Raw genomic sequence first — 25,973 nt, forward strand, 5'->3', positions numbered from 1 at the left:
CTTCAAGTGGCGTGGCACTTCTTGAACTTCTTCCCACTACCGCACGGGCAGGGGTCGTTACGCCCGACATCCTTGAGCGCATTACGCACCGGCGCCTGGGGCGTGTGGTGGTGATGCTGGCAGTGCGGGCCGTGAACGTGACCAGCGGCGCCGTGGTCGTGCTCATGGGCGTGATCGTGGCCACAATCGGGGCCGTGGACGTGGGGCTGGGTCATGCCGAGTACTCGTGAGGGGGAGAAAGGCGACGATTATCTCCCAAGCCCTCCTCTACCGCCACGCCATCTCAGACCTTGAGTTCGATCTCGACGAACACGAACTCCTCGTCGTTGGGGTTGATCACATTGTGCTCGACGCCGCGCTCGCGGTAGTAGGAGACGCCGCTCTCCAGCGTCGAGAAGGTGTGGCCGTCCAGCGTCTCGAGATCGAGCTTGCCGGTGCTCTGGGGTACCACCACGTAGTCACAGTCGTGCACGTGCCAGCCGGTCTCGGCACCGGGGGCGAAGCGCCACTCGGTGACGCGCACGCGGGCGTTGTCGATCTGGACGCTGGACTGGGCCTGGGGGCGGTCGGTAAACATATGACTAACCTCATGAAAAACGAGTACCGGGCGCGGTGGCGTGCCCGGCAAGATAATGTAAAGACTCGGCGCCCTCCTCCTCGGACAGCGCCTGGGGGTTATGAATCCTAGAACCCCTCGCGGGTCAGAATCACCCCCTGATCCCCCACCGGACGGCCGAGAAACTCGAGCAGCGCCGCGGGGCGATTGGTGAAGAAGCCATCGACGCCGTTGTCGCGATAGCGGGCGAAATCCGCCGGCTCGTCGACGGTGTAGGCGTGGACCAGCAGGCCGTCGTCATGCGCCAGACTGACCATCCACGGCGCCGCCAGCTCCATGTAGCTGAACTGACTGCTGAAGGCCCCGTCATGATCGTGCTGCACGGTGGAGGGCCCGACGCCGATGGCGCCGTGTGCCTTGGCGACATCGAGCCACGCCTGGTAGGCCGCCGGCGAGGCCACCTGCTGGCGCGCGTAGTAGTCGGCGTCGCTCTCGTGCTCGCCCTGGGGGTCGCTCGGCGCGGCGTCGATACCGCCCTCGCCCAGCCACAGCAGCAGTACCCGCGGCACCTGGGGCATGGTCTCTTCCAGCGCCGCGAGGCTGGCCTTGGAGAAGGTCTGCAGGATGACCCGCGCCTTGCCGTCGGCGACCTTGACCGCGTCACCGCTGGCCGGTGCCCAGGCGCCGGCCCCCTCCCCCAGCCAGCCGCGCGCGGTGAGCTTGTCGCGCAGATCGCGCTCGATCCCGGGGAACTGCTCCGGCACCTTGGTCTCGATGTAGAGCCCGGGGTGGTTGGCGCCGCCCTCGGCGATATCGATCACCTCGTCGAGGGTCAGGACCTTGAGCCCGGCATAGGCGTCGCGGGCTCGCTCGGGGTAGCGCGCATTGAACCAGCTGCCGGCATCGAGCTGCTTCAGCTCGGCCAGGGTGAAGGCGGAGATTGGCGCATCGGCGCGCTCGGGGAAGACCTCGGCGACGTTGGTGTTACGCCCCAGGGTGTTGTCGTGAAAGGCCACCAGCTGGCCATCGCGGGTGCGCTGTAGGTCGAGTTCGAGGTAATCCGCGCCCAGATCGCGGGCCAGCAGATAGGCCGGCCGGGTCGACTCGGGGGCCTGATAGGAAGCGCCACGGTGCGCGATCACCGCATTGCAGGGCACCGGCACCTTGGCGCACAGCGTCGCCCCCGGCGTGGCGGATTGGGCCTCGGCGAGCGGCGCCATGCTCGCGCACAGACTCAAGCTCAGCGCGCCCAGGGCCAGGGCGGATCTCCAGCGAATCGACATATGGTGTTCTCCTTGTTTGATTCCTCGTTACGAGGTAAGGCGCGCGTCCGACTGATCCTCTTGTAGGCCCTCTAGTGTAGCGCTTCACCACGGCCGCGTTGGCGGCGAAACGAGACCGGGATAGCGGTGGACGCAGACATACGTTAAGCTGCCGGCCATCGCCATGACCTGTCTGGCCGTCGTCACGCGAAGCGGATAACTCTGACGACCCATCTGATCGGCGCCCCACCGGCGCACCTGCCAGCACTGGCTTTTCCCCGGCAGCGCGTAGCCGCTTCGCTACGCCATCCGCCGCGACTAGAGATTACCGAATGTCTTTTGATTCACTGGGCCTGAGCGCCCCGTTGCTGAAAGCCGTGGCCGAAGAAGGCTACGACACCCCCTCCCCGATTCAGGCCCAGGCCATCCCCGCCGTACTCGACGGCCGTGACGTGATGGCCGCGGCGCAGACCGGCACCGGCAAGACCGCCGGCTTCACCCTGCCGATTCTGCAGCGTCTTTCCGAAGCCCAGCGCCCCAACGGCCGTCCGGTGCGTGCGCTGATCCTGACCCCGACCCGCGAACTGGCGGCCCAGGTCGGCGAAAGCGTCGAGACCTACGGCAAGCACCTGCCGCTGACCAGCGCGGTGGTCTTCGGCGGGGTTAAGATCAACCCGCAGATCGCCAAGCTGAAGTCCGGCGTGGATATCCTTGTAGCCACCCCCGGGCGTCTGCTCGACCTGCACCAGCAGAAGGCAGTGTCGTTCGAAGCGCTCGAAGTCCTGGTGCTCGACGAAGCCGACCGCATGCTCGACATGGGCTTCATCCACGATATCCGCCGCATCCTCAAGGTGCTGCCGGCGAAGCGCCAGAACCTGCTGTTCTCGGCCACCTTTTCCCAGGATATCCGCAACCTGGCCAAGAGCATCGTCAACGACCCGGTGGAGGTCTCGGTGACCCCGCGCAATACCGCGGCGGCCACGGTGACCCAGTGGGTGCATCCGGTGGACAAGAGCCGCAAGCCGGCGCTGCTGTCGCACCTGATCGAGACCCACCAGTGGCAGCAAGTGCTGGTCTTCACCCGCACCAAGCACGGCGCCAACCGCCTGACCAAGTATCTCGAAGGCCAGGGCATCGAAGCCGCGGCGATCCACGGCAACAAGAGCCAGAACGCGCGCACCAAGGCACTGGCCGACTTCAAGAACGGTGATGTCCGCGCGCTGGTAGCGACCGATATCGCCGCCCGCGGCCTGGATATCGACCAGCTGCCGCAGGTGGTCAACTTCGAGCTGCCCAACGTGCCGGAGGATTACGTCCACCGTATCGGGCGTACCGGACGCGCCGGGGCCAGCGGCCAGGCGGTCTCGCTGGTGAGTCTGGACGAGAAGAAGGAGCTGGCCGGCATCGAGCGGCTGATCAGCCAGCGTCTGGAGAGCCAGACGGTGAGCGGCTTCGAGCCGACGCCGGGCGGCGGCCCCAAGGTCGACGAGAACGAAGGTCGCCCGGCGCGTCCGCCGCGTCGTCAGGGCGGCAACCGTAACGGTTCCGGGCCGCAGCGCAGCGGCGGTCAGCGCAGTGCCAACAATCAGCGCCAGAACGGCGAGCCGCGCGGCAACAACAACCGTGGCAACGACAACCGTAGCGGCGAGAACCGCGGCAACGAGTCGACCGCACCGCGGCGTCGCCGCTCGCGGGGCGGCCGGGGTCGCGGCAGCGGCAATGGCGGCGCGGCCAGCGGCAACCGCTGAGCCCTACGCTAGGACGCTAAACCCTAAACGCAGAACCAAAGACGCCACCGCATGTGCGGTGGCGTCTGCGTTTCAGGCCCGGTATGGAGGTATGAAAGTAGAGATGAGGCGGATCGCGAACGCCGGGTAACGGCGGCTCGCCCGCTCACTCCAGCACGATCAGCCGGTTGGGCAGCTCGTTGCGCTCATGGGTCGCCGGCAGGTGGACCTTGAGACGCTCGCCGCAGGCTTCGATACAGTCGAGGAAGCCCGCCAGCGTGCGCCCGCCCTGCACCTGCGCGGTAAAGCGTGCGACGATCTGCCCCCACTCGCTGTCGTCGAGGCGCTGGGAGATGCCGTGGTCAACCAGGATCTCCACGTAACGCTCCGCCTCCGAGACGAAGATCAGCATGCCGGTGCCGGCCTCGGTGCGGTGCAGGTTCTGCTCCAGGAACTGCCGCCGGGCCAGATTGGCCGCGCGCCAGAAGCGTACCCGGCGCGGGATCAGCCGGGTCAGCAGCGGCGGCCAGCGAAACGCCAGCGCCAACAGGCTGAACAGCAGCCACTGCACCAGCAGCAGCGACCAGGCGCCGAAGCCAGCGATCAGCCCCAGCCAGCTGGCCACCACCGCCACGGCCCCCGGCACCAGCAGCGCCGCCAGCCCGGCCCACAGCAGCGGAATATAGGTGTAGTCATCCGCCTGGCGCGCCAGCACGGTGACGATCTCGGCGTCGGTATCGCGTTCGATGCGGGTGATCGCCTCGCCTACCTGCTGCCGCTCACGTTCATTGAGTAGCGTCATCTGCCATCGCCTCGCTCGTTACCAGCCACCGGAGGCGCCACCGCCCCCGAACCCGCCACCACCACCACTGAAGCCACCGCCGCCGCCAAAGCCGCCGCCGCCGAAGCCACCACCCAGGCCGCCGCCCAGCAGCACGCCGCCCATGGCGCCTCGCCGACGCCGCCGGCGACTCCCCCCGCCACCACCGCCTCCGCCGCCACGCACGATCAGCATGACGATGAAGAACAGCAGCCCGAACCAGATCCCGGCGCCGCCCAGGTGATGCGACTCGTCACGCTGGGGCTTGGGCGTGCTGGCGCGGGCTCCCGGGTCGCCGCCCAGGGTCTGGATGATCGCCCGGCTGGCATCGACGATGCCGGCGGCGAACTGGCCCTGCTTGAACGCCGGTAGCAGCACCTGATTGATGATCCGTGAGGACTGGGCATCGGTCAGCCGGCCCTCGAGCCCATAGCCGACCTCGATCCGCGCCTTGCGCTCGGCCATCGCCACGATCAGCAGCGCGCCGTTGTCCTCGCCCTTCTGGCCGATGCCCCAGTGGCGCCCCAGCTGATAGCCGTACTGCTCGATGGTTTCGCCCTGGAGATCGGGCAGCGTGACCACCACCACCTGCTCGCCGGTGGCTTCTTCATGTGCCTTGAGCATCGCATCAAGCTGGCTCGTAGTGCCGGCATCGAGCAGCTTGGCGTTGTCCACCACGCGCCCGGTGAGCTCGGGGAAATCCGGCGCTGCCACCGCGACCGCGGCGAACAGCGCCAGCCAGACGGCGAGTGTCAGCGAGATCGCGTGTCGCATGGGCGCGCTCCTGTGGCAGTGAAAAAGGCGGGCTCGAACGTCCACCGGCACCTCAGAACTTGACCTGGGGTGCCTGGTCGGCATTCGGGCTGGTGGCCTCGAAGGTCTCGCGGATCGGCATGTCGCTGTAGAGCAGGCTGTGCCAGATCTTGCCCGGGAAGGTGCGAATCTCGGTGTTGTAGGCCTGCACCGCCTGGATAAAGTCGCGCCGCGCCACGGCGATGCGATTCTCGGTCCCTTCCAGCTGCGACTGCAGGGCCAGGAAGTTCTGGTTGGACTTGAGTTCGGGGTAGCGCTCGGAGACCGCCATCAGCCGGCTCAGTGCCCCGGTCAGCTGGCTCTGGGCCTGCTCGAAGCGCTTGAGCGTCTGCGGGTCGTTGAGGGTATCGGCATCGACCTGGATCGAGGTCGCCTTGGCGCGCGCCTCGGTCACCGCGGTCAGGGTCTCCTTCTCCTGCTGGGCGTAGCCCTTCACCGTCTCGACCAGATTGGGGATCAGATCCGCCCGGCGCTGGTACTGGTTCTCGACCTGGGCCCAGGCCGACTTCACCTTCTCGTCCAGGGTCGGGATGTTATTGACGCCGCAGCCCGACAGGGCCAGCACCAGACACAAAAGCGCCAGCCAGCGCCACGAGTAGGCCACGGCGAAACGACGGGGATCAGCAGGATGGGACATGAGATACGCTCTCGCAGACAGGTCAGGAAAGGATCAGGGAAAACCAAGCCCTAGGGTTCGCACGAAAAGTCGTCGAGCGAAGGCAAGACAAGGCAAAAATGGGAGAAGAGGCGGAGTTTACGGGGTGTAAATGAGCACTCTGAACCGATTTTTAACGCCGTATTGCCGAGCGCAGACAGTTTTCGTAGGAAGCCTACCGTACCCGCGGCAGCGGGCGCTGTACATCTCCCCGACTTACTCCTCCTGAGTGTCGCTGTCAGCCTCGCGAATAAACGCCGCAAGCCGGGCCAGCTCGGCATCGTCGGCACGCCTATAGTCGTGAGAAGAGAGATACCCTTCGTAGCGCTCGAAATACTTGTCCACCCGCGATTCGATCGGCTGGAAACCCGCATCATCGCCGGTACCGTGCATGGGAAACAGCTTGGCGTGGAGGTGATCGACGCCGTAGCCCTCGAAGAACATGCCGCAGCGGGCCACGCCCGCCAGCGCTCGATCCAGCCGCCTGGCCACCTGCTTGGTCGCCACGATCAACTCACACAGCACCGTGTCTTCCTGTTCGAAGGCATAGCTACCGTGATGCGCCTTGGGGATCACCACACTGAAACCACGGGTATTGGGGAAGATGGAGAGAAAAGCGAGATGCCGCTCATCCTCCCAGATCCGATGACAGGGCACCCACCCGGCCACCATGTCACAAAAGAGACAGCTCATAAGGGTTTAGTCCTTTCATCTCGGCGTGAACGTACCGATCTCTGGAGATTAGGGACAAGATAGACCATGGCGCTACGAGAGCGGGCTCCCAGTGACCAATAGCGAAGTCACAACAGCGCAGAAGACGAAGAAAGCCCTTGAGTCAGCTTGCTGGCTTGGAGGCTTTGCGTTGTGGCAACCATGCATCCTTGGTGGCGAATTGACACCAGTGTTCGTGGACGAATCTCGAAAATGGGCACGAATTTCGACAATCTGAACGCTTTGACCAGAAACCCAAACGGATAGGTCTAACTTGGGTCTGATTCCGACTGGCGGCCTCCGACCCTCAAGAAATTCAGAAGCAGCCCGCTCAATTTTCTTTGCTTCGAACTCACCGAATGCCATATACATTCTCTAATGGAGACGCCCACATAACGCTTGGCACAGCGGACGTTTGGAGCGACGCAGGAGCGGAAAAGCGTTCCGACTGCTGCCACTTTTTAGACATCGGGTGCTCCAGCTTGGACAGCCAGCCATTGCGACGCTGCGGCTAAGAGTGCAAACGACGAAATCAGAAAATCCAACCTAACGTTGCCAGATCCAAAGGTGATTCTTTCACCCGGCCGTGCGCGAGGTAGCTCAATGTAGCGTTGCGCAAGCGATGTAAAATTTTCATCAAATTCTTTGATACGGTCAACCTGTCGAGCAAGCTGTGCAACTCTATCGTCCGCGAGTGATTTGATTTTATGTGCCAACTCGTTTCGGATTCCATTGACCTCATGCATTGCTCTGACGAAGGGAATAGGCATTCCAAACGCACCTGCAAATGACAGTTTCTGCCCAGTATAACGCGGTATCTTTATGTATGGCTTAAGGTCTGCAGTTATCTTTCGGTCGAGATAGGATTCAAGTAATTGATCGATCGCAAGGTGCATACGAAGAACGGTGCCAATCTCATCCTCGGTTTCAGCGGCGCTAACTAACCGCTCAGCATCAAACCACTCTGCGATAACTTCCGTCATTTCACCTCCTTTGTCTAACGCCCCCAAGCAGGGGCATGTTTTTGCGTTTTGAGCGCAGCGAAGCAAAAAATATGCCCCACTGCCTTGGCTTGTTAAGTGGACGTTAATAGCTTGAAATCTTCAGGTTTTAGGGAGGTTTTTGATAGTAACTTTTGGCTTATGAGGTCCTTCCTAATAGCTAGGATGAGGCTACCCAATGCAACCTCTTTTTCTTCGTCAGACGAATCGCTTCCAGTGTGAACCGACTCGATAAATCTATAAGCCTTCTGGATTACCTCATCCGGACAGTACATCCAACAAAGATTAAGCTGATCTATGAACTGATTCTTTAGAACCTTACTTTCCTCTTGAGACCAAGACGATGCATAGAAACCCTTGAGCGATTTTATTAGCTCTTGGTATCTATCCTCCTTTCTATGGTACTCCTCCCAGCGTCGTTTCCGCCATTCGTTCGCGAACCAAGCAGTAGCTGCCGCGATCAAAGGGATTAGAATTTTAAGATAATCCATTCACTTCTCCTGACTTGGGTCCCACTTAACGCCAGCCAGCATGCGCGGCTACGGAATGGAGGCGAAGCCGCAATGTAGTAGACGTCGCCGTGCCTGGTCTTGTTATATTTTCTGGCATAACTGATCACCATAGACGCGCTGTCCAATCAGGTCGAACACCTCATCGAGGCTCTCGTCCCAATCGTTCAGCAACTGGAAAATATTTGCTTGAAGAGAAAGGTGGCCGCTTACATGATTGGTCGAATAACCTTCAACTCGGCCAAAACGCATAGCGTGTCTGTCGAGAATAAAACTGTGCTGTTCGTTTCCTCTACCACGGTTAGGTGAGTGGGCCGAAAAGCTATTTCTGAAATTTACAATGTCTGCGGTTTTAATTGACTCCAAGCCGTCAGTAACGCCAAGCTCCCTGCACAATACGAGTGTAGCCTGCTGTTGCATGTAACACGCATTGAGAAGGCCGTAGTAAAACAGATACAAGGCGCCAAAATCTAAGTCTCGAAACCTAGAATCTCTGAATGAGGCTTTCGCTAATTGGGTGTCCTCCAATAGGTAAAAAGCATCCAAAATAAAATTGTAAGAACGCGAAGTATCAACACCGACGAAGCGGTGCAGATCACCGTCATCTTTATCGTGATTTGTGGCGATATCAGAGAGATCTGAGCGAATTGCTTGAACAACGTTGTCGAGTTTACTCATGACTCCCTCAAATATAACAGTGGTTATACAGCGCGCTCGCTTAGTGACTTGAACGCGCTAGCACGCCCAACAACATTATCGAGCACACCATTTTTACTTAACCCCCTGATAGAAAAGGCTTCTCCAAACAGCTAACCTTCCTATGAAGAGTTCGCGCGCTTGCGCGTGTTGTCAGAGCCAATGAAGCTGTATAGAAACACAGCAGCTCAGACATCAACGGATAGATGCGCAGAGCAGACCTCCCAAGCTGATGGATCGTGTGAAGGCCATCATGCGGGTAAAACGCTACAGCCCGCGTTCCGAGAGAACCTAATGCCTGGCCACGCTACCGCCCCTACCTAGGCATGAGGTGATGGCACTTGCCATCCATGCAGTAGCGCTAGCATTCAGCTGAGAGACAATTCCACCTGGCCATGCAAGAGGTTTTGAACAACAAGATTATTCACTCATCATGAAGGATGCAAAACGTTGCGGGTCGCAATAGACGCATAATTCGCCGCTCTGGGATTCAGCCCCCGGGAACTCCACCACGCAAGCGGATGCCGGCTCAGTGAAAGCGCCACAAAAGAGAAACGCCCCGAGCCAGTGGTCCGGCCCGGGGCTTTTTCTGATACGGCGAGTTTGCTAGGCAAATCTTACCGTTAGCTACTGACCCACTGCCCGTTACGGTAAGCGAGTACTTCGCCGCTATGATCATCCAGCGCGAACAGATGCAGCCAGCCGTTGTGCGTCAGCGAGGTCAGCGCCTCGTGGCGTGCGACGATATCCGCGATGGCTTCCGGGGGTGCGGCGAGGTAGGCGCTCAGGCGCAGCGGTTCGTGGCGCCAGCGTTCGCCGTCGTGCAGCGACTGCAACGGCAGGCCGATACGCAGATCGCCGCCGTTGCCTTCGAACACCCCGATATGCCCACCGACCACGTTGTGCAACACCTTGTTGCCACTGCCGAACTTGCGGTTATCGGTGACCGAGGCGTTGTACTGCATGTTGATCCAGTGGGCGACCACCAGCGGTGCGGTCATGATCGCTTCCAGCCGCGCGAAGTCGCTATCCGTGCGCCAGTCGTAGTCGTGCAGGAAGCTGCGCCCGGCAAGATCGAGTAGCGCGGTACAGCGCCGCGGGGCGGCGATGAAGCTGGCGTTGTTGGCCAGCCCCCACTCGGGGCGGGTCTGCGACCAGTCGGCGCCGCGGCGGTCCAGGGTCTGCTCGAGTTCGGGCGTATCGGCCGCGAGGCCGAGCTGCGGGGCGCGCTCGCGCCGGGCCTGCTCGCCGGCCCGTTGGAGCCAGGTGCGCATCTCTTCACCCAGCACTTGGGCGTCCGTCTCGACCTCCAGCAGTTCGAGGCGGTCGGTGATGGTGTGATGCAGCGCCGGTACGAAGCGCGTCTCTTGGGGGATGACCAGTCCATCTTCGGCCAGCGCCTCCCGCATCGCGGGGTCGTTGAGCAGCCGCGCCAGGGCGCGCACCGAGACCTCCCCGGACTGGCCGCCGCAGGCGCCACACTCGAGCCCCGCAGCATGCGGGTTGTTGCTGCTGTGGCTGCCGTGCCCCACCAGCAGTACTCGCGAGGCGATGTGCTCGGTCAGCCCCATGCCCACCAGCACGCTGCGGGCGAGCGCGGCCTTGTCGGCCAGGCTCAGCGCCTCACCACTGCCGCGCCAGTGCCAGCTCAGCGTATCCATGGCGAGCGGCTGGCGCCGGCCCTTGGCCTCCAGCGAGCGGCGCAGCAGCTTGCCGGCATAGAGCAGCCCGCCCGCCTCCACCGCAGTGAAACTGGCGCTCGCCGTGCGGCTCCACTCCTGCAGGCGTGCCTGCCAGTTCAGCCGTTGCGCGGTGTGTGTCGTCCCCGTGTTCGGTTCGCTCTTGAGCATCACCTGTGGCGCCAGCAACCCCGGCAGATGCGGCTGGGCCAGCGCGGTGCCGCCCTGCTGGTGCGCCAGCGGCAGTCCGAAGAAGCCGGCGAAGCCCAGGGTTTGGATCGCCGGGCTCTGGCGCTCCAGCGCCCGGCGCATCGGCTCGGAGCGCACATCGATGCAGAACACCGCCTGTAGCCGCGGCGTCTGCGTATTGCCTGAAGCCACACCCGCAGCCTGCCGCAGCGCGTGATGCAGCGGCTGCTGGTAGGCGATTTCGCTGGCGAGCTGCCACACCCATAGCGGCTGCTGCGCACGCTGGTGGCGCTCGATGCGCGTCGGCAGCTCCACCAGCTCGGCGTGCCACAGCCGATTCAGGCGCTCGGCCTGCTCCGGCTGCTCCGCTCCGGTATAGCGCCACAGCACCAGCTCCCAGGCCAGGCGGATCGCCAGCAGGCTGCGCATGTCCGAAGGAGGACGCTCGCCCTCGCGCTGATGCGCCTCCTGCCCTTCACCGGCGGAGGCATCCAGCCCCTGCTGCCAATCCTGATAGGCGACCCAGCTGGCCCAGCCGTTGATATCGAGCAGCAGCGCCTGGGCGTAGCTCTCGAGATGGCCGGTGGCGACGTCCAGCTCGGCAATGGCTGCCTGGAACAGCCCCTCTTCGCTCTCCGGCAGGGTCTGGAAGTAGCGCCGCAGCCGCGGTTCGCCCATCAGGATGGCGATGCCGCGATCCTCGAGGGTCATCTCGCGCCAGTGCTGGTAGAGCCGTTTGCCGCGGGGCGCGTGCAAGCGTTCGGCGTTGAGCGGCCCGTCCGCCTGATAGTAGGCAGCGCAGAACTGGCTGATCTGATGGGTGATCTCGTCGCGCCAGGCCATCTGGTGCTGGCGGTCACGGCGGGCATCGATCAGATCACTGATGTTGTGCCAGTGGGGCAAGCGGCTCAGCTCGTCTACCACCGCCAGCAGGTTGCGGTAGGCGCCGTGGTAATCGAGCCGTGCGGCGGCCTCACTCAGGTGCGCCTCGGTGATCTCACCGCGCTGCGACGCCGCCAGATAGTGGCTCGGCGGCATCAGGCCGTGGACATTGCCCAGCGCCGAGAGGCGCGCCGAGACCGTGGCGGCGTCTTCACCGCGCTGGGTCCAGTAGGGGCTCACTGCGATCAGCCGATCCAGCGGCCAGCTCGGGGCGATGCGTGCGCAGGCGCGATCCAGCGCCGCGATCTGGGGCTCGGTGAGCGGCATGGCGTCGCTCGCGTCGGCCAGCCGTGCGGTTCGAGAGGTATCGAGACTCATCATTGGAAACTCCCGCGAGAGACGGTGTGATGCTGCTTGGCCTGAATCCGGCCGGGCAGCGCGTGGGGCCAGAGCTTGAGGGTGTTACGGGTGACCCATTCGTCGAGGTAGAAGCCGGCGTAGCAATAACGGTTGAGCGTCTGCGAGGCGCGGTAGTGCAATCCATGGCGCTGCAGCCAGTAGCCGGCGAAGAGCAGCACGAACAGCACGCTCACCCACAGGTCTGCCCAGGGCGAGACACTGTGCCCGGTGGCGGGCAGCAGCGTGACGAACAGCGTCTTGAGGCCGACATAGGCGAGCACCACCAGCACGGCCAGGCCGAGGAAGCTGCCGAGGGCGCCCGCGCTACGCTCACTGCGGCGCTCGGCCAGCATCACGCTAAGCGCCAAAGTGACCAGCACCCAGGGGCTGTAGGCGGCGAAGGCTGGCGAATCGCTGAGGCTGCGTGCCACCACCACCACCGTGCTCACCAGCGCGGCGCTGATCAGAAAGGCGGCGAGCCACTGGCCCGGCGAGGGGCTGCGGGCCGGGGCCTGGCGGCGTAGCAGATCCTCCGCCACCGCCTCGCCGGAGCTGAGGAAGGCGTAGGCCTTGTAGCAGGAGTGAGCGAGCAGGTGCAGCAGCGCCAGTTCGGTAAGCCCGAGGGCGATCTCGACCAGCATCAGGCCCATCTGGGCGCTGGTCGACCAGGCCAGGCGCACTTTGACGCTGACGCGGGTCATCATCACCAGTGCCGCCAGCACGCTGCTGACACCGGCCACCGCCAGCACCAGCGCCTGGGCCAGCGCCGACTGCAGCAGCAACGGCGAGAACAGCAGCAGCAGGTAGCCACCGAGGTTGATCACCCCGCCGTGCAGCGTCGCCGAGACCGGGGTCGGCGCCTCGACCACCTGGATCAGCCAGCCGTGCAGCGGTAGCTGGGCGCACTTGATCAGCGCCGCCAGCCCGATCAGGCAGGCCGCGGCCTGATCGGCGAGAGTCAGGGCGTGGCCGGGTACGGCATAGGCGGCGGTGATGACGCTGATCCGCGCGCTATCGTGCTCCAGGTAGAGGATGAGGAAAGCGGCTGCGGCGCAGAGCTCGGCGGCGCGGGCGAAGAGGAACTTCTTGTGCGCTGCCAGGGCGGCACGTGGGCGGTCCGGGTAGAACATCAGCAGCTGGTGCATGGCCAGGCTGATGCCCAGCCAGGCGAACAGGAACAGCAGCAGATGATCGCTGAGCACCGCCACGCTGACCGCGGCGAAGAGCGCCTGGACGAGCGTGACGAAGCGCCGCTGGCGCGGCTCGCCCTGCAGATAGGTAGCGCTGTAGCGCATCACCACGAACGCGATGAAGTTGGCCAGCGCCAGCATGCATAGTTGCAGCATGCCACTCTGCCACCAGCCGGCGAGTGCCGGCAGGCCGTGCACCAACCCCAGCACCAGCAGCGCTGCTGCCAGCAGCACGCTGACGCTGGTGGTGACCTGGCCGATGCGCCAGGCCCGCGCGGTGGCGCCGCGGGCGCTGACCACGGCCCCCAGCGCCAGGACGAGCGGCACCAGGGTAAGCAGGATGATGAAAAATGGCTCGTTGCCGTGCATGAGAGGGCTCCGCTGATCCGTGGAGCCTGAAGTATCCGGCGAAGCGATTTTTAATTAAAATAGATATTGATTGACCAATGGTTCTACAAAAGAGAACGAAATGAGCCGGCTCAACTATCATCATCTCTACTACTTCTGGCGCGTGGCCCGCGACGGCAAGCTGACCCAGGTGGCGGACTCGCTGCACCTCTCCCAGAGCGCGCTGTCGGCGCAGATCCGCAAGCTGGAAGAACGGATGGACAAGCCGCTGTTCGAACGCCGCAACCGCGCCCTGGTGCTGACCGAGGCGGGCCGCCGGGTGTTCAACTACGCAGAGGCGATCTTCACCAAGGGCGAGGAGCTGGAGTCGCTGATCAGCCGCGGTATCGAGCCCGAGTACCAGCGCCTGCGCATCGGCACGCTCTCGACCATGTCGCGTAACTTCATCGAGAGCTTCGTCGCTCCCCTGCTCCATCAGCCCGAGCAGCGGGTGCACTTCAGCCTGCACGCCCGCGGCATGGCCGACCTGCTGGATGGCCTGGCCCGCCACGAACTCGACGTGGTGCTCACCAACACCCAGCTACCGTCTTCGCATTCGCAGGCCGCCGCCTGGCAGAGCCAGCTACTGGCGCGCCAGCCGCTCTCGATCATCGGCCCGCCCGGCACCGCCCCGGGCACACCCTTCCCCGCCGGCTTCGAAGACAGCCGCTGGATACTGCCCGGCGAACACCACGAGATTCGCCGCGCCTTCGACGGCCACTGCAGCCTCTACCAGTACCGGCCGAAGATCCTCGCCGAAGCCGACGACATGGCGATGCTACGCCTACTGGCCCGCGACAGCGGCGCGCTGAGCGTACTGCCGGAGGTGGTGGTCAAGGACGAGCTTCAACAGGGGCGCCTGACGCGCCTAGAACAGCTCCCCAACGTTTTCGAGAACTTCTACGCCATCACCCTGCCTAGAGAGTTCATGCCGGGTGTGGTCTCGGAGCTGCTGGCCCGGCCACTAGGGGATATGGCGTAGACCATGTCGGAAAAATAGCGCCGGGTTCCCGTGAAGAACCAATAAAAAGCCCCGAGTCAGAGGTCTGACTCAGGGCTGGTTATGATGTGCAAGAGCAGCTGTGGTCATTGAATACAGGCGAACCCGACCGGCAGGCACCAGCAAAGATAGATAGGCACTTGCGGGGCCTTTCTGCCACCGTCGAGGTGCAGCCGCACCAGGTAACGTCAATTCGATGAGGAGCGTGGACCGGGGCGGAATTTACGCGTCTTGTCAAAAAACGCTCGCCCGCCTCTACCCAATCGACACCTGATGCTCGATGACCTCGTAGTGCTGTACCGAAAGATCAGGCTCAAGTTCATAAACTTTATCTTCTGGGTACAAGCGCGCCTGGGAAATATCGGCACCCGCAAATGCCTCTATTGACTTCAGATCGTCCCAGTAAGTAATGAGAGTGAGCTCGACTTTCCCTACATGAGAGCGGCGAAAAATCTGAGCACCACAAAAGCCCGGCGTTGCGGATGAATCCTTGATGCCCGTTTCGTAAAGGTAGCTCGTGAATCCTTCACTGTGGATCTCGGGCACTCGACATTTCCATTCTCTAGCAATCATTCAGACCACACTCCACATACGTTACAGAATTAAGATTAGCGAAGACGCCCTAGCAAATACAGCAGTCACCCACCCGCAGCATTAAACCAAAGATACTTATCAAACACTCTTTCCAAAAACCACCGCTGCCTTATCACCCCCTCTAATTCATCATAATTTTCTTCTGCAACCAAAGAGTATTGCTTGACATCAATTAGACCTTCGCATGCCTCTCGAACCCTTTCCTCATGCCTATCAAAAGCTAACAACCACTTCTCGCAGTAGGTATCGTAGCTAGCGCCGTGAGGAACCTTGTATTTATTAGCTCGCAACCAAGCAACTGCCCTGCCATCGAAAATAATTATGGGTGATTTAAATCGAAGCCAAAGAAGCTTTGAGGCGGCGGAAATGGCAGTCTTTCCGTATTTTTCTCGAAAACTTGCGGCAAGAGCTCGCACAGTTTCACAGGCGTCATTCGCGCTAATGGGCCTCTTCACGTCCAGCACCAAAGCCTCAGCTGTGGCTAGACGCTTTTCATTTTTTAAGCCAGAGAAGTTCCTCGTGACTTTGTAGTACTTCGCAGCCTCATGAAAAGCTTCGAGGCTATCATCCTTATCGGAGCCACCGATGCGTTCAGAGAACGGCTTGTCCCACCAGTACCAGTCATTTAGATACATCAGAGCAAAATAGTTAAAATTCTCCAAAATCAACCCCTTAGGCAGCCAACATGGCGCAAAAAGCGACTCCAAGACGTCGACATCACTCGAAGAACCACTCTTTGAGGTAAGCGACCCGTGTAGCAGAAAGCTTGCATTCAACTTCAATCAACCCGGAGGGCTCTATAACCTCCTTGACTTCACTACTAACACTCATACGCCGACAAGAGAAAGCCGACCTTGTTTCTCAGAAAAACGGCTAAAACCCTGGTCATTGTCTGGAAAATTTCGACATATTCCACTTAGCGACCACGCCTTTCATCCGAGTCGTCGATGGTCGTTTGGAGCCGCGCCCCCTCAGCGAACGAGATAGTTCGCTGGGGAAAGGGAATCTCGATGCCGGCCTCATCGAACCGGCGTTTCACATTGGCATAGCTGTCGCATTGCAATACGAAGCCATTGGCAGAACTATCCGCCCAGGCCCACGCTCTGAGCGTGATGGAGGAATCATCCAGCGCCGTGACTCGCACCGGAACGATCGGAGCATCATCTCGTATTTGCTCTGCTGTGCGCGGGTCAATGACCAGCGGATGCTTGACGATCGCGTCTTGCATGATCGCCATGGCTTGTTCCAGGTTCGATGAATAGCCCACCCCTACCTCGATGATCTTGCAGATTTTACTGTCAGTGTGATTGGCGTTGACCACTACCTCACTACTGATCTGTGAATTCGGGATGATGATACGGTTGTTCTCGGCATCTCGGAGGATGGTTTCTCGCAGGGTGATGTCTTCGACCGTACCGGTGTAGTTGCCGGAGACCGTGATTCGGTCGCCGATCCGGAACGGGCGGAAGAACACGATCATGAAACCGCTGACGATATTCCCCAGGACTTGCTGTGAGGCCAGACCGCCGACCAGCGTCAGAATACCCGCCCCCGTCAGCAGCGAGTGACCCACGATATCGAGTTCGGGGATACGCGTCAGGCATGCGCCAATGCCGACGCCATAGATCACGACAGAGATGAGACGCTTGGCGAAGTTGAGCGCAGTCTTGTCGACGGAGGCCGTGGCCAACTTGGACGACTCCACCCGATTGATGATCGCCATCAGGACCCAGTTCACCATGGCCGAAATGAACAGAATGGTGACGAGTATGGCCAAAAGCCGAAAGTCCGAAGGGACGCTATCGAATACTGACTTCATCTGGCAGGCCCCGATCCATCAAAATACACAGCGGCGCGGCTATATTGGTGCCGTGCAGCGAGGGAAACATCGCACGACCAACGCGGCGGGTCATACATGAGCTTCATCCGGAATCAGCGCTAGCAGATCGGTGACACCAACATCCTTGCCGGCCTGTGACAACAAGGTAGATGCCTGGCCGCGATGGTGGGTTTGATGATTGAAAAAATGAAGAATCAGGCTCGAATACCGCCTGTGGAAAGTCACCCCTTTGCTATTGCGATAGGTGAGGATGATATCCAGATCCTCGTCAGACAAGCCGGCTATCCAACCGATGATTTTCTGATCCAGCCAAATCCTGCGCTCAGCCAGACGCTCGAGGTCGTCAAAGACAATCTGATCCAGGCCGGTCGTCTGTGGCAGATCAACCACCTCGCGTAACGAGATCGAGCAGGCGGGATGTTCAGCAAACCGCTTGAGCCAGAGGATGTCAGCAACGACGAGATGATTCAGCGTTCCCAGAAGGGAGCCGAAAAAGGCCCTACGATCCTTGGCGAGATCGGCGGCAGAGAGACGCCCCGCAGCCTCATAAATCTTCTCGTTCATCCACTGATTGTAGGTAGCCATCAGCCCAAAATGATCTTTCAGCTTCATCGCGGATTCTTCTCAGATAGAACCGATGGCTAGGAGAACACCGGTCGTGCCGTGGCACGTTACTACGCCCCGCGGCGCCGGCCCATGGCCATTCGGGTGTGGCCTTTCTCTGACAGTAGCCAAGCGCCTGGTCGAGAACAACGGCCCGCGCCTATCTTCCCATCACGGGCGGCTTGCGGCACGCTGTCCGGGTGGGGCGCATGCCGCCCCGCGCCAACAACAATCGCATCGCACCGATAACAACCGCACAACTTCAAGGATCTCTCCGTGACACCACGCTTCTTCGCCTCTCGCGGCATGGCCTGTCTGGCGCTCTCCGCCGTGGCGCTGTTCACCGCGCAGCTATTCACCGCTCCCACCGCCAGCGCCGCCACCCAGACCGAAGCCGGGCAGCACGTGCGCATCGCCGTCGACGTGCCCTATCCGCCGTTCGAGTATCGTAACGCCGCCGGTGAGCTGGAAGGCTTCGAGATCGACCTCGGCAACATCCTGTGCCAGCGCGCCAAGCTCGACTGTGAGTGGGTGGTACAGGGCTGGGATGGCATCATCCCTGGCCTGCTGGCGCGCAAGTACGATGCCATCATGTCGTCGATGCGCATCACCCCGGCGCGGGAGCGTCAGGTGCGCTTTACTCGCCCCTATGCGATGTCACCCAAAGTATGGGTGGCGCGCCGCGGCGCGACGATCGATCTCGACGACCCCGCCTCGTTGAAGGGGCTGAGCGTGGGCGTCCAGCGCGGGACCACCCAGGATAGCTACATCACCCAGCGTTACGGCGACGTGCTCAATGTTCAGCGCTACGCCACCGCCGCCGATGTGGCCCTGGATCTGGAAGCGCAGCGGCTCGACCTGGCCTTCCTCAACTATCCGGTGGCGCTGGATGCGCTGTCACTCGGCAAGCCGGACAGCCAGTTCGTGCAGGTGGGCCCGCGTATCGATCGGCCGGAGTCGATCTTCGGCCGCGGCAACGCCATTGCGGTGCGCCCGCGGGACGAAGCCCTGGCCGCGGCCTTCGATCAGGCGCTGGATAGCGTCTATGCCGATGGGACTTTCCTGAAGTTGATGCACCAGTACTTCGATTACGACCTGCGCCCGCCCTCACGCAAGTGAGGCAAACAGCGCTGAGCGCCGGCCCCTCGCCAATACGCGGGGCTACAACGACAACGCCGCCGGAGGAGCTCTCCGGCGGCGTTGTCGTTAGGTGGCGGACTAGCGCCTATCGGGGAACGCTCAGAATTCGAGGCAAATCTTGCCGAAGTGCTTGCCCGACTCCTGATGACGAAAGGCATCCGCGATCTCGCCGAGGCCGAAGCTGCGGTCGATGATCGGCTTGAGACCGTTGACCTCGAGGGCGCGGATCATCTCGATCTGATCGCGGCGGCTGCCGACGATCAGCCCCTGCAGCTTGGCCTGCTTGGCCATCAGCTTGGCGGTGGGCACTTCGCCACCGCGCCCGGTGAGCACACCGATCAGCGCGATATGGCCAGCGATCGCCACGGCATCGATCGACTGTGGCAGGGTGCCGGGGCCACCGACCTCGATCACATGGTCGACCCCGCGCCCGTCGGTCAGGGCCTGGACCCGCTTGCCCCATTCGGGCTCGTCGCGGTAGTTGATGGTGTGATCGGCGCCCAGCTCGCGCAGCCGTTCGAGCTTGGCATCGGAGGACGAGGTGGCGATCACCTGCGCCCCCATCGCCTTGGCCATCTGCAGGGCGAAGATTGAGACGCCGCCACTGCCCAGGGTGAGCACGCTGTCCCCCGGCTTGAGGCCGCCATCGACCACCAGGGCGCGCCAGGCGGTGAGCCCGGCGGTGGTCAGGGTGGCGGCTTCGGCGTGGCTGTAGCCGGCCGGGGCCAGGGTGAACCAGTGGGCGGGGCGCACCACCTGCTCGCGGGCGTAGCCGTCGACGCCGTCGCCGGGCACGGTCTTGAAGTCGGCGACCCGCGCCGGCCCTTCCAGCCAGTGAGGGAAGAAGGTCGAGACCACGTGATCGCCGACCGCGAACTCGTCGACACCTTCGCCGACTGCTTCGACCACGCCGGCACCATCGGACATGGGAATACGCCCATCCTCGGCCGGCGAGCCGCCGCTGGCGACGATATAGTCATGGAAGTTGAGCGAACTGGCGTGGATACGCACGCGGATCTCGCCCGGCCCGGGGGCGCCGGGAGCGTCGGTGGTTGCGAGAGAGAGCTTGTCGAGCCCGCCGGGGGCAGCCAGATGAACGACCTGCATACAATCAGCCTCCTGAAGTCATGAACATGAGGTAACGAACATGGGGTGGTGGACGTAGCGTGATGACCCCATGACGATGTGCCCCCAGTGTAGACACCTCACCCTGCTCCCGCCTCACCAGTCGTCGGCGTCTTCCTGCTGGCGGGCGTCGCGCTCGGCGGCCTCCTCGCGGGCGGCATCGATCACGCGCATCACGTCGCTGACATCGACCCGCGTGGCGTCCGGGGTGTAGCGCCCGGTCAGCACGCTCTCCGGGTGCAGCTCGCCGGCCTCGTAAGCGGCCCAGATCTCCTTGCCGTAATCGGTGGCGAGCAGCTCCGGGGCGAAGCGGCCGAAGTAGTGGCGCAGGTTGTCGACGTCGCGCACCAGCATCCAGGGCGCGTTGTTGTTGCCGGCGGCATCCACCGCCTGGGGCAGATCGATGATCACCGGCCCTTCGGCGCCGACCAGGATATTGAATTCCGACAGATCGCCGTGGACCAGCCCGGCGCAGAGCATGCGCACCACCTCGCCGATCAGGCGCTGGTGATAATCGAGTGCCTGCTCGGGAGTGAGTTCGACATCATCCAGCCGCGGGGCGACATCGCCGTCGGCATCGGCGATGCGCTCCATCAGCAGCACGCCATCGACGAAGCCGTGGGGTTGGGGCACGCGCACCCCGGCATCCGCCAGGCGGTAGAGCGCATCGACCTCGGCATTGAGCCACGCCGACTCCTGCTCGCGCTGACCGTAGCGAGTCTTCTTGGACATCGCCCGGGCGCGGCGGCTGTTGCGCACCTTGCGCCCCTCCTGATAGGTCACCGCCTGCTTGAAGCTGCGGCTCTTGGCCTCCTTGAAGACCTTGGCACAGCGCAGTTCGTCGCCACAGCGCACGACGAACACCTGGGCCTCCTTGCCGCTCATGAGCTGGCTGACGACCTCGTCGATCAGGCCATCCTCCACCAGCGGCTGCAATCGCTTGGGTATCTTCATGCGGCCTCGCTCTCAGCGCTTTCCACTATTCGCGTTCCACTATTGTCGATCATCAGCACCGACCATCGGCTATCGACCATTAGTAGCTATCGATCATTAGTAGCTATCGATCATTAGTAGCTATCGATCATTAGTAGCTATCGATCATCGCCAGCGACCACCAGACGAGCACGGCAGCGCCGCCCTTTCAACTTGCCGGCATTCAACACCGCCAGGGCCTGGCGCGCGATCTCCCGCTCCACCGCGACGAAGGCGGCGCGATCGGTCACCTTGATCTTGCCGACCCGGCCGCCCTCGATGCCCTCGGCGTCGCCGCCGCGGGTCAGGGCACCGAGGATATCGCCGGGGCGGATCTTCTGCTGCTTGCCGGCGTCGATCTCGAGCGTGGCCATGGCCGGCTGGAACGGCGTTTCGTCGCCGCCCGCGGGCAGCGGCTCGAATTCGGGCGGCTCGGCGAGCAGCTCCGCCAGCCGCTCCAGACGATAGGTTTCGTGCTCGCTCACCAGGGTGCAGGCCGTGCCCTGCTCGCCGGCGCGGCCGGTGCGCCCGACCCGGTGCACGTGGGATTCGAGCTCCCGCGCCAGTTGGTAGTTGAATACCGCATCGAGGGCGTCGATATCCAGACCACGCGCCGCCACGTCGGTGGCGACCAGGATCGACAGGCTGCCCTGGGCAAAGCGGATCAACAGGCGGTCGCGCTCGCGCTGGTCGCGCTCGCCGTGTAGCGCCTCGGCGCTGAAACCCGCCTGCGCCAGCGCCTGCGCCACGCTCTCGGTCTCCTGGCGGGTATTGCAGAAGACGATGCTCGAGCGTGGCCGATAGTGGCGCAGCAGACGCATCAGCGCCGGCAGCCGTGCGGCGTCGTCGGCGACCCGGTGGAAGTGCTGGTGGATACTCTCCCGGCCGTGGGTCTCGGGCACGCTCAGGCTGACCGGGTCGCGCAGCATGCGCTCGGCGACCGGGCGCACGGCGTCGGCGTAGGTGGCGCTGAACAGCAGCGTCTGGCGTGAACGCGGCGTGGCGGCGACGATCGTCTCCAGCGCCTCCTGAAAGCCCATGTCGAGCATGCGGTCGGCTTCGTCGAGCACCAGCACGCGCAGCGCACTCAGATCGAGCGTGCCCTTGCGCAGGTGCGCTTCGAGCCGGCCCGGCGTGCCCACCACCACGTGCGCGCCGTGGGCCAGCGAGTTGAGCTGCGGGCCCATCGGCGTCCCACCGCACAGGGTCAGGATCTTGACGTTGGCCAGCTGCCGCGCCAGCCGGCGCAGCTCCTCGGCGACCTGATCGGCCAGCTCGCGGGTCGGGCAGAGCACCAGCGCCTGCACCTCGAAGCGCGCGACATCGAGCGCCTGGAGCAGGCCGAGTCCGAAGGCAGCGGTCTTGCCGGAGCCGGTGCGCCCCTGGCCGATCACGTCGCGCCCGGCGAGGATCGGCGGCAGCGCCAGCGCCTGAATCGGCGTCATGGTGTGGTAGCCCAGCGAGTCAAGGTTGTGCTTGAGCGCCGGGTTCAGCGCCAGCGTGCTGAAGTCGGTGGAGGTCGCGGTGTCGGGCACGAGCGGAATTCCTGTGAAGGTGGCGAATCGCGGCCTTCCCGCCGCGTGTGGCGCCGCGCAATGGCGGTCATCGAAGGGCGGCAGGATACCAGAGACCTCCGCGGCGCGTCGGTATCCCGCTGCGTGACGCTTACTAAAGCGTAAATAAACCTGCAACATCCCCGCCAGGTTGAGTAAAATCGCCGCCATCGTAGACAAGCTGATCTTAGACAACCTGTTCGTAGACAACCTGATAGGTGTGACTGATGGGAAGGGCCTTCCAGAACCGCAAGGAATCCATGGCCAAGACGGCCGCCGCCAAGACCAAGGTGTACAGCAAGTATGGCCGCGAGATTTACGTCTGCGCCAAGTCGGGCGGGACCGACCCCAACGGCAACCTGACCCTGCGCGGCCTGATCGAGAAGGCCAAGAAGGATCAGGTGCCCTCTCACGTCATCGACAAGGCGCTCGACAAGGCCTCCGGGGCCGGTGGCGAGGACTTCTCCACCGCGCGCTACGAAGGTTTCGGCCCGGGCAACTGCATGGTCATCGTCGACTGCCTGACCGACAACCCCAACCGCACCTACGGTGACGTGCGCGGCTGCTTCACCAAGAACAAGGCCAAGATCGGCACCCAGGGCACGGTCAGCCACATGTTCGATCACTGCGCGATCTTCGCCTTTGCCGGCGATGACGAGGAAGCGGTGCTCGAAGCGCTGATGGAAGCCGATGTCGATGTCACCGACATCGAGAGCGAAGCGGGCCGGATCACCGTGTTCGCCCCGCATACCGAGTACGCCAAGGCCAAGCAGGCGCTGCTCGACGCCTTCGGCGAGATCGACTTCGAGGCCGACGAGATCCAGTTCCTGCCGCAGACGACCACGCCGCTGGAAGGCGACGACGTCGCCCAATTCGAGCGTTTCATCGACATGCTCAACGATCTCGACGATGTGCAGAACGTGTATCACAACGCCGAGCTGCCCGAAGACGCCTGAGCCGCACGTCTCTAGGGCGCCGATCCGAGCCGGCGCCATGACCCCAGCCCCCGCCGACTAAGCGGCGGGCGCGGGACATGGCGCCGGCTCAGTGCATTACGGGCGCTCTTTGGAGATCTTGGCGCCGTTGAGCGAGACGCCGCCCTGCAGCCCCTGGTTGTTCATGACGAAGGCGATCACCTCCTGATTGGCGGTGTTGTTGGTGATCTGGCCATTGGCGCCGATATCCGCTACCGCCACCCCGGCACTGGCACCCACCGACCAGTCGTTGTCGCTACGCACGCGGTTGAGCGCCTTGTCGGTCATCAGCAGATAGACCACCGCCTGGGACTGGGCACCGGCCTGGAAGCCGATCGAGCCACTGGTGGTGGTGTAGTAGCCGGCCTTGGCGCCATCGATGAGCAACTCCCCTTCGCCGTGGCTGGCGCCGACGATGAAGCTGGCGCCGAGCACGCCGGGGAACACCAGCACGCCCTTGGCCTGGTCCACCAGCGAACGCGACTGCGGCGCCACACGATAGAGCCGGTCGAGGGTGTTGCTCACGTCCTGATCGAGTTGGCGACGCTCGGCGCGCTGGCTCTCGCGATCCTGTGGTGTGGTGGTGGTACACGCCGAGAGCAGCGTAGTGCCGAGCATGGCGGCGAGCAGCAGCACGCTGGTGCGGCTGGTGAGAGTCGAAAGCGACATGAAACGGGGTGTGGAGCGTGGCATGGATAAGCCTCCTGGCTTGATGATGCGAGCGGCTCGCGCATGGGCCTTGCCGTCAAGGGCGCCGGCGCTTGGGCGTGATGTGACAGTGTTGTTATAGACGACCGCTGCCCATTGCGCCTGTCTGCATCTGCCGGTCGGCTCGCGTGCACGGGTCCAGCCCAGGCGTGTTTTCGCCTACAATGGTCACCTTTCACGCCACGATGTTGCCACTCATGAGTCACCCCACAGCCACAGCGTCATCCCCGGCCGCGGCCACTAGCGCGCCCGCCGCCGAGCCCGCGCCGGTGATCGAGATCACCGGGCTCTCCAAGCGCTACGACTCCGGTTTCGAAGCGCTCAAGCAGATCGATCTCAAGATCCGACGTGGCGAAATCTTCGCCCTGCTCGGCCCCAACGGCGCCGGCAAGACCACCCTGATCAGCATCATCTGCGGCCTGGTCAACGCCAGTACCGGCCAAGTCAAGGTGGACGGCCACGACAACGTCAGCGCCTACCGCGCCGCCCGCGCCAAGATCGGCCTGGTACCGCAGGAGCTGACCAGCGACGCCTTCGAGACCGTATGGAACACGGTACGCTTCAGCCGCGGCCTGTTCGGGCGCAAGGCCGATGACGCCCATATCGAACGGGTGCTGAAGTCGCTGTCGCTCTGGGACAAGCGCAAGAACAAGCTGATCACGCTCTCCGGCGGCATGAAACGCCGCGTACTGATCGCCAAGGCGCTGGCCCACGAGCCCGAGATCCTGTTCCTCGACGAGCCCACCGCCGGGGTCGACGTGGCGCTGCGCCGCGACATGTGGGAGGTGGTCCGCGAGCTGCGCGCCAGCGGCGTCACCATCATTCTCACCACCCACTACATCGAGGAAGCCGAGGAGATGGCCGACCGCATCGGCGTCATCAACCGCGGCGAGATCGTGCTGGTACGGGAAAAACAGGCGCTGATGCGCCAGCTCGGCAGCAAGCAGCTCACCCTGCAGCTACAGCAGCCGCTGGCCAGCGTGCCGCCGGCGCTTTCGCACTACCCGCTTTCGCTGGACGAAGCGGGCAGCGTGCTGGTCTACACCTACGATGCCAGCGACCCGAATGCCCAGGGGCAGGTACCGATCAGCACCCTGCTCAACGATATCGAAGCCGCCGGCATTCGCTTCAAGGATCTGCATACCAAGCAGAGTTCGCTGGAAGAGATCTTCGTCAACCTGGTCAGAGAGCGCCAATGAATCTCCAAGCCGTACGCGCCATCTACTGTTTCGAGATGGCCCGGGCCGGCCGTACCCTGCTGCAGAGCCTGGTATCCCCGGTCATCTCCACGTCGCTCTATTTCGTCGTCTTCGGGGCCGCGATCGGTTCGCGTATCCAGGAAGTCGAAGGGGTCAGCTACGGGGCCTTCATCGTGCCCGGGCTGATCATGCTGATGCTGCTCACCCAGAGCGTCTCCAACGCCTCCTTCGGCATCTTCTTCCCCAAGTTCACCGGCACCATCTACGAGGTGATGTCGGCACCGATCTCGTACTTCGAGATCGTGCTCGGCTATGTCGGCGCCGCCGCCTCGAAGTCGGCGGTATTGGGGCTGGTGATCCTGGGCACGGCGAATTTCTTCGTCGACCTGCACATTCTGCATCCGTTCATGATGCTGCTGTTTCTGGTGCTCACCGCGATCACCTTCAGCCTGCTCGGCTTCATCATCGGCATCTGGGCGGACAGCTTCGAGAAGCTGCAGCTGGTGCCGCTGCTGATCATCACCCCGCTGACCTTCCTCGGTGGCAGCTTCTACTCGATCGACATGCTTCCCGAGGTATGGCAAGCGGTCACCCTGGCCAATCCGGTGGTCTATCTGGTCAGCGGTTTCCGCTGGAGCTTCTACGGCATCAGCGACGTCAGCGTGACGGCGAGCCTGATCATGGTGTTCGTGTTCCTGGCCGTCAGCCTGGCGGTGGTCAACTGGATCTTCCGCACCGGCTACCGGCTGCGTCCGTGAGCGACTGAACCCAATCCGCCCCCGGCGCTGC

At 62.9% G+C, this 25,973-nt stretch carries 26 protein-coding genes; 6 read left to right on the forward strand and 20 right to left on the reverse strand.

What is annotated here, in order from left to right; translation table 11 throughout:
* Window positions 1-2: 2 nt before the first annotated feature.
* The 3 genes from J0A90_RS06240 to J0A90_RS06250 form a co-directional block, all read right to left on the reverse strand.
* Complete coding sequence (locus J0A90_RS06240) at window positions 3-215, reverse strand: SEC-C metal-binding domain-containing protein (protein ID WP_207032480.1); 213 nt, start codon at window positions 213-215, stop codon at window positions 3-5.
* Between the two features lie 68 nt (window positions 216-283).
* A complete protein-coding gene (locus J0A90_RS06245; RefSeq protein ID WP_207032483.1) occupies window positions 284-577 on the reverse strand; it encodes a cupin domain-containing protein in 294 nt (97 codons plus the stop codon).
* A 107-nt stretch (window positions 578-684) separates the two neighbouring features.
* Window positions 685-1,839 carry a glycerophosphodiester phosphodiesterase gene (locus tag J0A90_RS06250; RefSeq protein ID WP_207032485.1) on the reverse strand — a complete coding sequence of 385 codons (1,155 nt, stop codon included), beginning with the start codon at window positions 1,837-1,839 and terminating at the stop codon, window positions 685-687.
* Between the two features lie 311 nt (window positions 1,840-2,150).
* Between J0A90_RS06250 and J0A90_RS06255 the strand changes: the two genes are divergently transcribed.
* Window positions 2,151-3,566, forward strand: coding sequence for a DEAD/DEAH box helicase (locus J0A90_RS06255; RefSeq protein ID WP_207032496.1), 1,416 nt, complete (start codon window positions 2,151-2,153; stop codon window positions 3,564-3,566).
* 145 nt (window positions 3,567-3,711) lie between these two features.
* On the opposite strand, the gene J0A90_RS06260 is transcribed toward J0A90_RS06255, so the two are convergent.
* From J0A90_RS06260 to J0A90_RS06300, 9 genes are all read right to left on the reverse strand, one after another.
* Complete coding sequence (locus J0A90_RS06260; RefSeq protein ID WP_207032505.1) at window positions 3,712-4,347, reverse strand: TPM domain-containing protein; 636 nt, start codon at window positions 4,345-4,347, stop codon at window positions 3,712-3,714.
* Window positions 4,348-4,365: 18 nt separating this feature from the next.
* Window positions 4,366-5,139, reverse strand: coding sequence for a YgcG family protein (locus tag J0A90_RS06265; protein WP_106419611.1), 774 nt, complete (start codon window positions 5,137-5,139; stop codon window positions 4,366-4,368).
* Window positions 5,140-5,191: 52 nt separating this feature from the next.
* Window positions 5,192-5,815, reverse strand: a complete 624-nt coding sequence (locus J0A90_RS06270; RefSeq protein WP_035470087.1) for a LemA family protein — start codon at window positions 5,813-5,815, stop codon at window positions 5,192-5,194.
* 234 nt (window positions 5,816-6,049) lie between these two features.
* Window positions 6,050-6,526 carry an HIT family protein gene (locus J0A90_RS06275; protein ID WP_207032507.1) on the reverse strand — a complete coding sequence of 159 codons (477 nt, stop codon included), beginning with the start codon at window positions 6,524-6,526 and terminating at the stop codon, window positions 6,050-6,052.
* Window positions 6,527-7,005: 479 nt separating this feature from the next.
* On the reverse strand, window positions 7,006-7,527 hold the full coding sequence (locus J0A90_RS06280) for a hypothetical protein (protein ID WP_207032509.1): 522 nt from the start codon (window positions 7,525-7,527) through the stop codon (window positions 7,006-7,008).
* Between the two features lie 92 nt (window positions 7,528-7,619).
* Window positions 7,620-8,036 (reverse strand): hypothetical protein, encoded by a 417-nt coding sequence (locus J0A90_RS06285; protein ID WP_233076540.1) that lies wholly within the window; start codon window positions 8,034-8,036, stop codon window positions 7,620-7,622.
* Window positions 8,037-8,138: 102 nt separating this feature from the next.
* The gene (locus J0A90_RS06290; protein ID WP_207032511.1) at window positions 8,139-8,732 is read right to left on the reverse strand and encodes a hypothetical protein; all 594 of its coding nucleotides are present in this window, start codon (window positions 8,730-8,732) and stop codon (window positions 8,139-8,141) included.
* A gap of 641 nt (window positions 8,733-9,373) precedes the next feature.
* Entirely contained in the window at window positions 9,374-11,881 is a 2,508-nt protein-coding gene (locus tag J0A90_RS06295; protein WP_207032512.1) for a YbcC family protein, read from the reverse strand.
* A complete protein-coding gene (locus J0A90_RS06300) occupies window positions 11,878-13,458 on the reverse strand; it encodes an NADH-quinone oxidoreductase subunit L (protein WP_207032514.1) in 1,581 nt (526 codons plus the stop codon). Before J0A90_RS06300 ends, J0A90_RS06295 begins: the two co-directional genes overlap by 4 nt.
* A gap of 100 nt (window positions 13,459-13,558) precedes the next feature.
* Here J0A90_RS06300 and J0A90_RS06305 point away from each other — a divergent pair, with 100 nt between their 5' ends.
* The gene (locus tag J0A90_RS06305) at window positions 13,559-14,458 is read left to right on the forward strand and encodes a LysR family transcriptional regulator (protein WP_207032516.1); all 900 of its coding nucleotides are present in this window, start codon (window positions 13,559-13,561) and stop codon (window positions 14,456-14,458) included.
* A gap of 273 nt (window positions 14,459-14,731) precedes the next feature.
* Here the strand turns inward: J0A90_RS06305 and J0A90_RS06310 are convergent, their stop codons facing one another.
* The 4 genes from J0A90_RS06310 to J0A90_RS06325 form a co-directional block, all read right to left on the reverse strand.
* A complete protein-coding gene (locus J0A90_RS06310) occupies window positions 14,732-15,022 on the reverse strand; it encodes an antibiotic biosynthesis monooxygenase (protein WP_233076541.1) in 291 nt (96 codons plus the stop codon).
* Between the two features lie 92 nt (window positions 15,023-15,114).
* The gene (locus tag J0A90_RS06315) at window positions 15,115-15,732 is read right to left on the reverse strand and encodes a hypothetical protein (RefSeq protein ID WP_207032521.1); all 618 of its coding nucleotides are present in this window, start codon (window positions 15,730-15,732) and stop codon (window positions 15,115-15,117) included.
* A gap of 254 nt (window positions 15,733-15,986) precedes the next feature.
* Complete coding sequence (locus tag J0A90_RS06320) at window positions 15,987-16,889, reverse strand: mechanosensitive ion channel family protein (RefSeq protein WP_207032523.1); 903 nt, start codon at window positions 16,887-16,889, stop codon at window positions 15,987-15,989.
* Between the two features lie 90 nt (window positions 16,890-16,979).
* Window positions 16,980-17,522 (reverse strand): DinB family protein, encoded by a 543-nt coding sequence (locus J0A90_RS06325; protein WP_207032533.1) that lies wholly within the window; start codon window positions 17,520-17,522, stop codon window positions 16,980-16,982.
* Between the two features lie 267 nt (window positions 17,523-17,789).
* On the opposite strand from J0A90_RS06325, the gene J0A90_RS06330 reads away from it, so the two are divergent.
* Window positions 17,790-18,632 (forward strand): transporter substrate-binding domain-containing protein, encoded by an 843-nt coding sequence (locus J0A90_RS06330; protein WP_233076542.1) that lies wholly within the window; start codon window positions 17,790-17,792, stop codon window positions 18,630-18,632.
* Window positions 18,633-18,752: 120 nt separating this feature from the next.
* Here J0A90_RS06330 and J0A90_RS06335 read toward each other — a convergent pair whose 3' ends face one another.
* The 3 genes from J0A90_RS06335 to dbpA form a co-directional block, all read right to left on the reverse strand.
* The gene (locus tag J0A90_RS06335) at window positions 18,753-19,760 is read right to left on the reverse strand and encodes an NAD(P)-dependent alcohol dehydrogenase (RefSeq protein ID WP_035470524.1); all 1,008 of its coding nucleotides are present in this window, start codon (window positions 19,758-19,760) and stop codon (window positions 18,753-18,755) included.
* A gap of 114 nt (window positions 19,761-19,874) precedes the next feature.
* Complete coding sequence (locus J0A90_RS06340) at window positions 19,875-20,732, reverse strand: PA4780 family RIO1-like protein kinase (protein WP_207032535.1); 858 nt, start codon at window positions 20,730-20,732, stop codon at window positions 19,875-19,877.
* A 137-nt stretch (window positions 20,733-20,869) separates the two neighbouring features.
* On the reverse strand, window positions 20,870-22,285 hold the full coding sequence (gene dbpA, locus J0A90_RS06345) for an ATP-dependent RNA helicase DbpA (RefSeq protein ID WP_233076544.1): 1,416 nt from the start codon (window positions 22,283-22,285) through the stop codon (window positions 20,870-20,872).
* Window positions 22,286-22,530: 245 nt separating this feature from the next.
* Here dbpA and J0A90_RS06350 point away from each other — a divergent pair, with 245 nt between their 5' ends.
* Window positions 22,531-23,259 (forward strand): YebC/PmpR family DNA-binding transcriptional regulator, encoded by a 729-nt coding sequence (locus tag J0A90_RS06350; protein ID WP_207032537.1) that lies wholly within the window; start codon window positions 22,531-22,533, stop codon window positions 23,257-23,259.
* Between the two features lie 96 nt (window positions 23,260-23,355).
* Here the strand turns inward: J0A90_RS06350 and J0A90_RS06355 are convergent, their stop codons facing one another.
* Entirely contained in the window at window positions 23,356-23,970 is a 615-nt protein-coding gene (locus tag J0A90_RS06355; protein ID WP_207032547.1) for a YSC84-related protein, read from the reverse strand.
* A 212-nt stretch (window positions 23,971-24,182) separates the two neighbouring features.
* Between J0A90_RS06355 and J0A90_RS06360 the strand changes: the two genes are divergently transcribed.
* Window positions 24,183-25,184 (forward strand): ABC transporter ATP-binding protein, encoded by a 1,002-nt coding sequence (locus J0A90_RS06360; protein WP_207032550.1) that lies wholly within the window; start codon window positions 24,183-24,185, stop codon window positions 25,182-25,184.
* Window positions 25,181-25,942 (forward strand): ABC transporter permease, encoded by a 762-nt coding sequence (locus J0A90_RS06365; RefSeq protein WP_035470535.1) that lies wholly within the window; start codon window positions 25,181-25,183, stop codon window positions 25,940-25,942. Before J0A90_RS06360 ends, J0A90_RS06365 begins: the two co-directional genes overlap by 4 nt.
* The last annotated feature ends 31 nt before the right edge of the window (window positions 25,943-25,973 follow it).

Source organism: Salinicola sp. DM10 (genome assembly GCF_017306975.2).
GTDB lineage: Bacteria > Pseudomonadota > Gammaproteobacteria > Pseudomonadales > Halomonadaceae > Salinicola.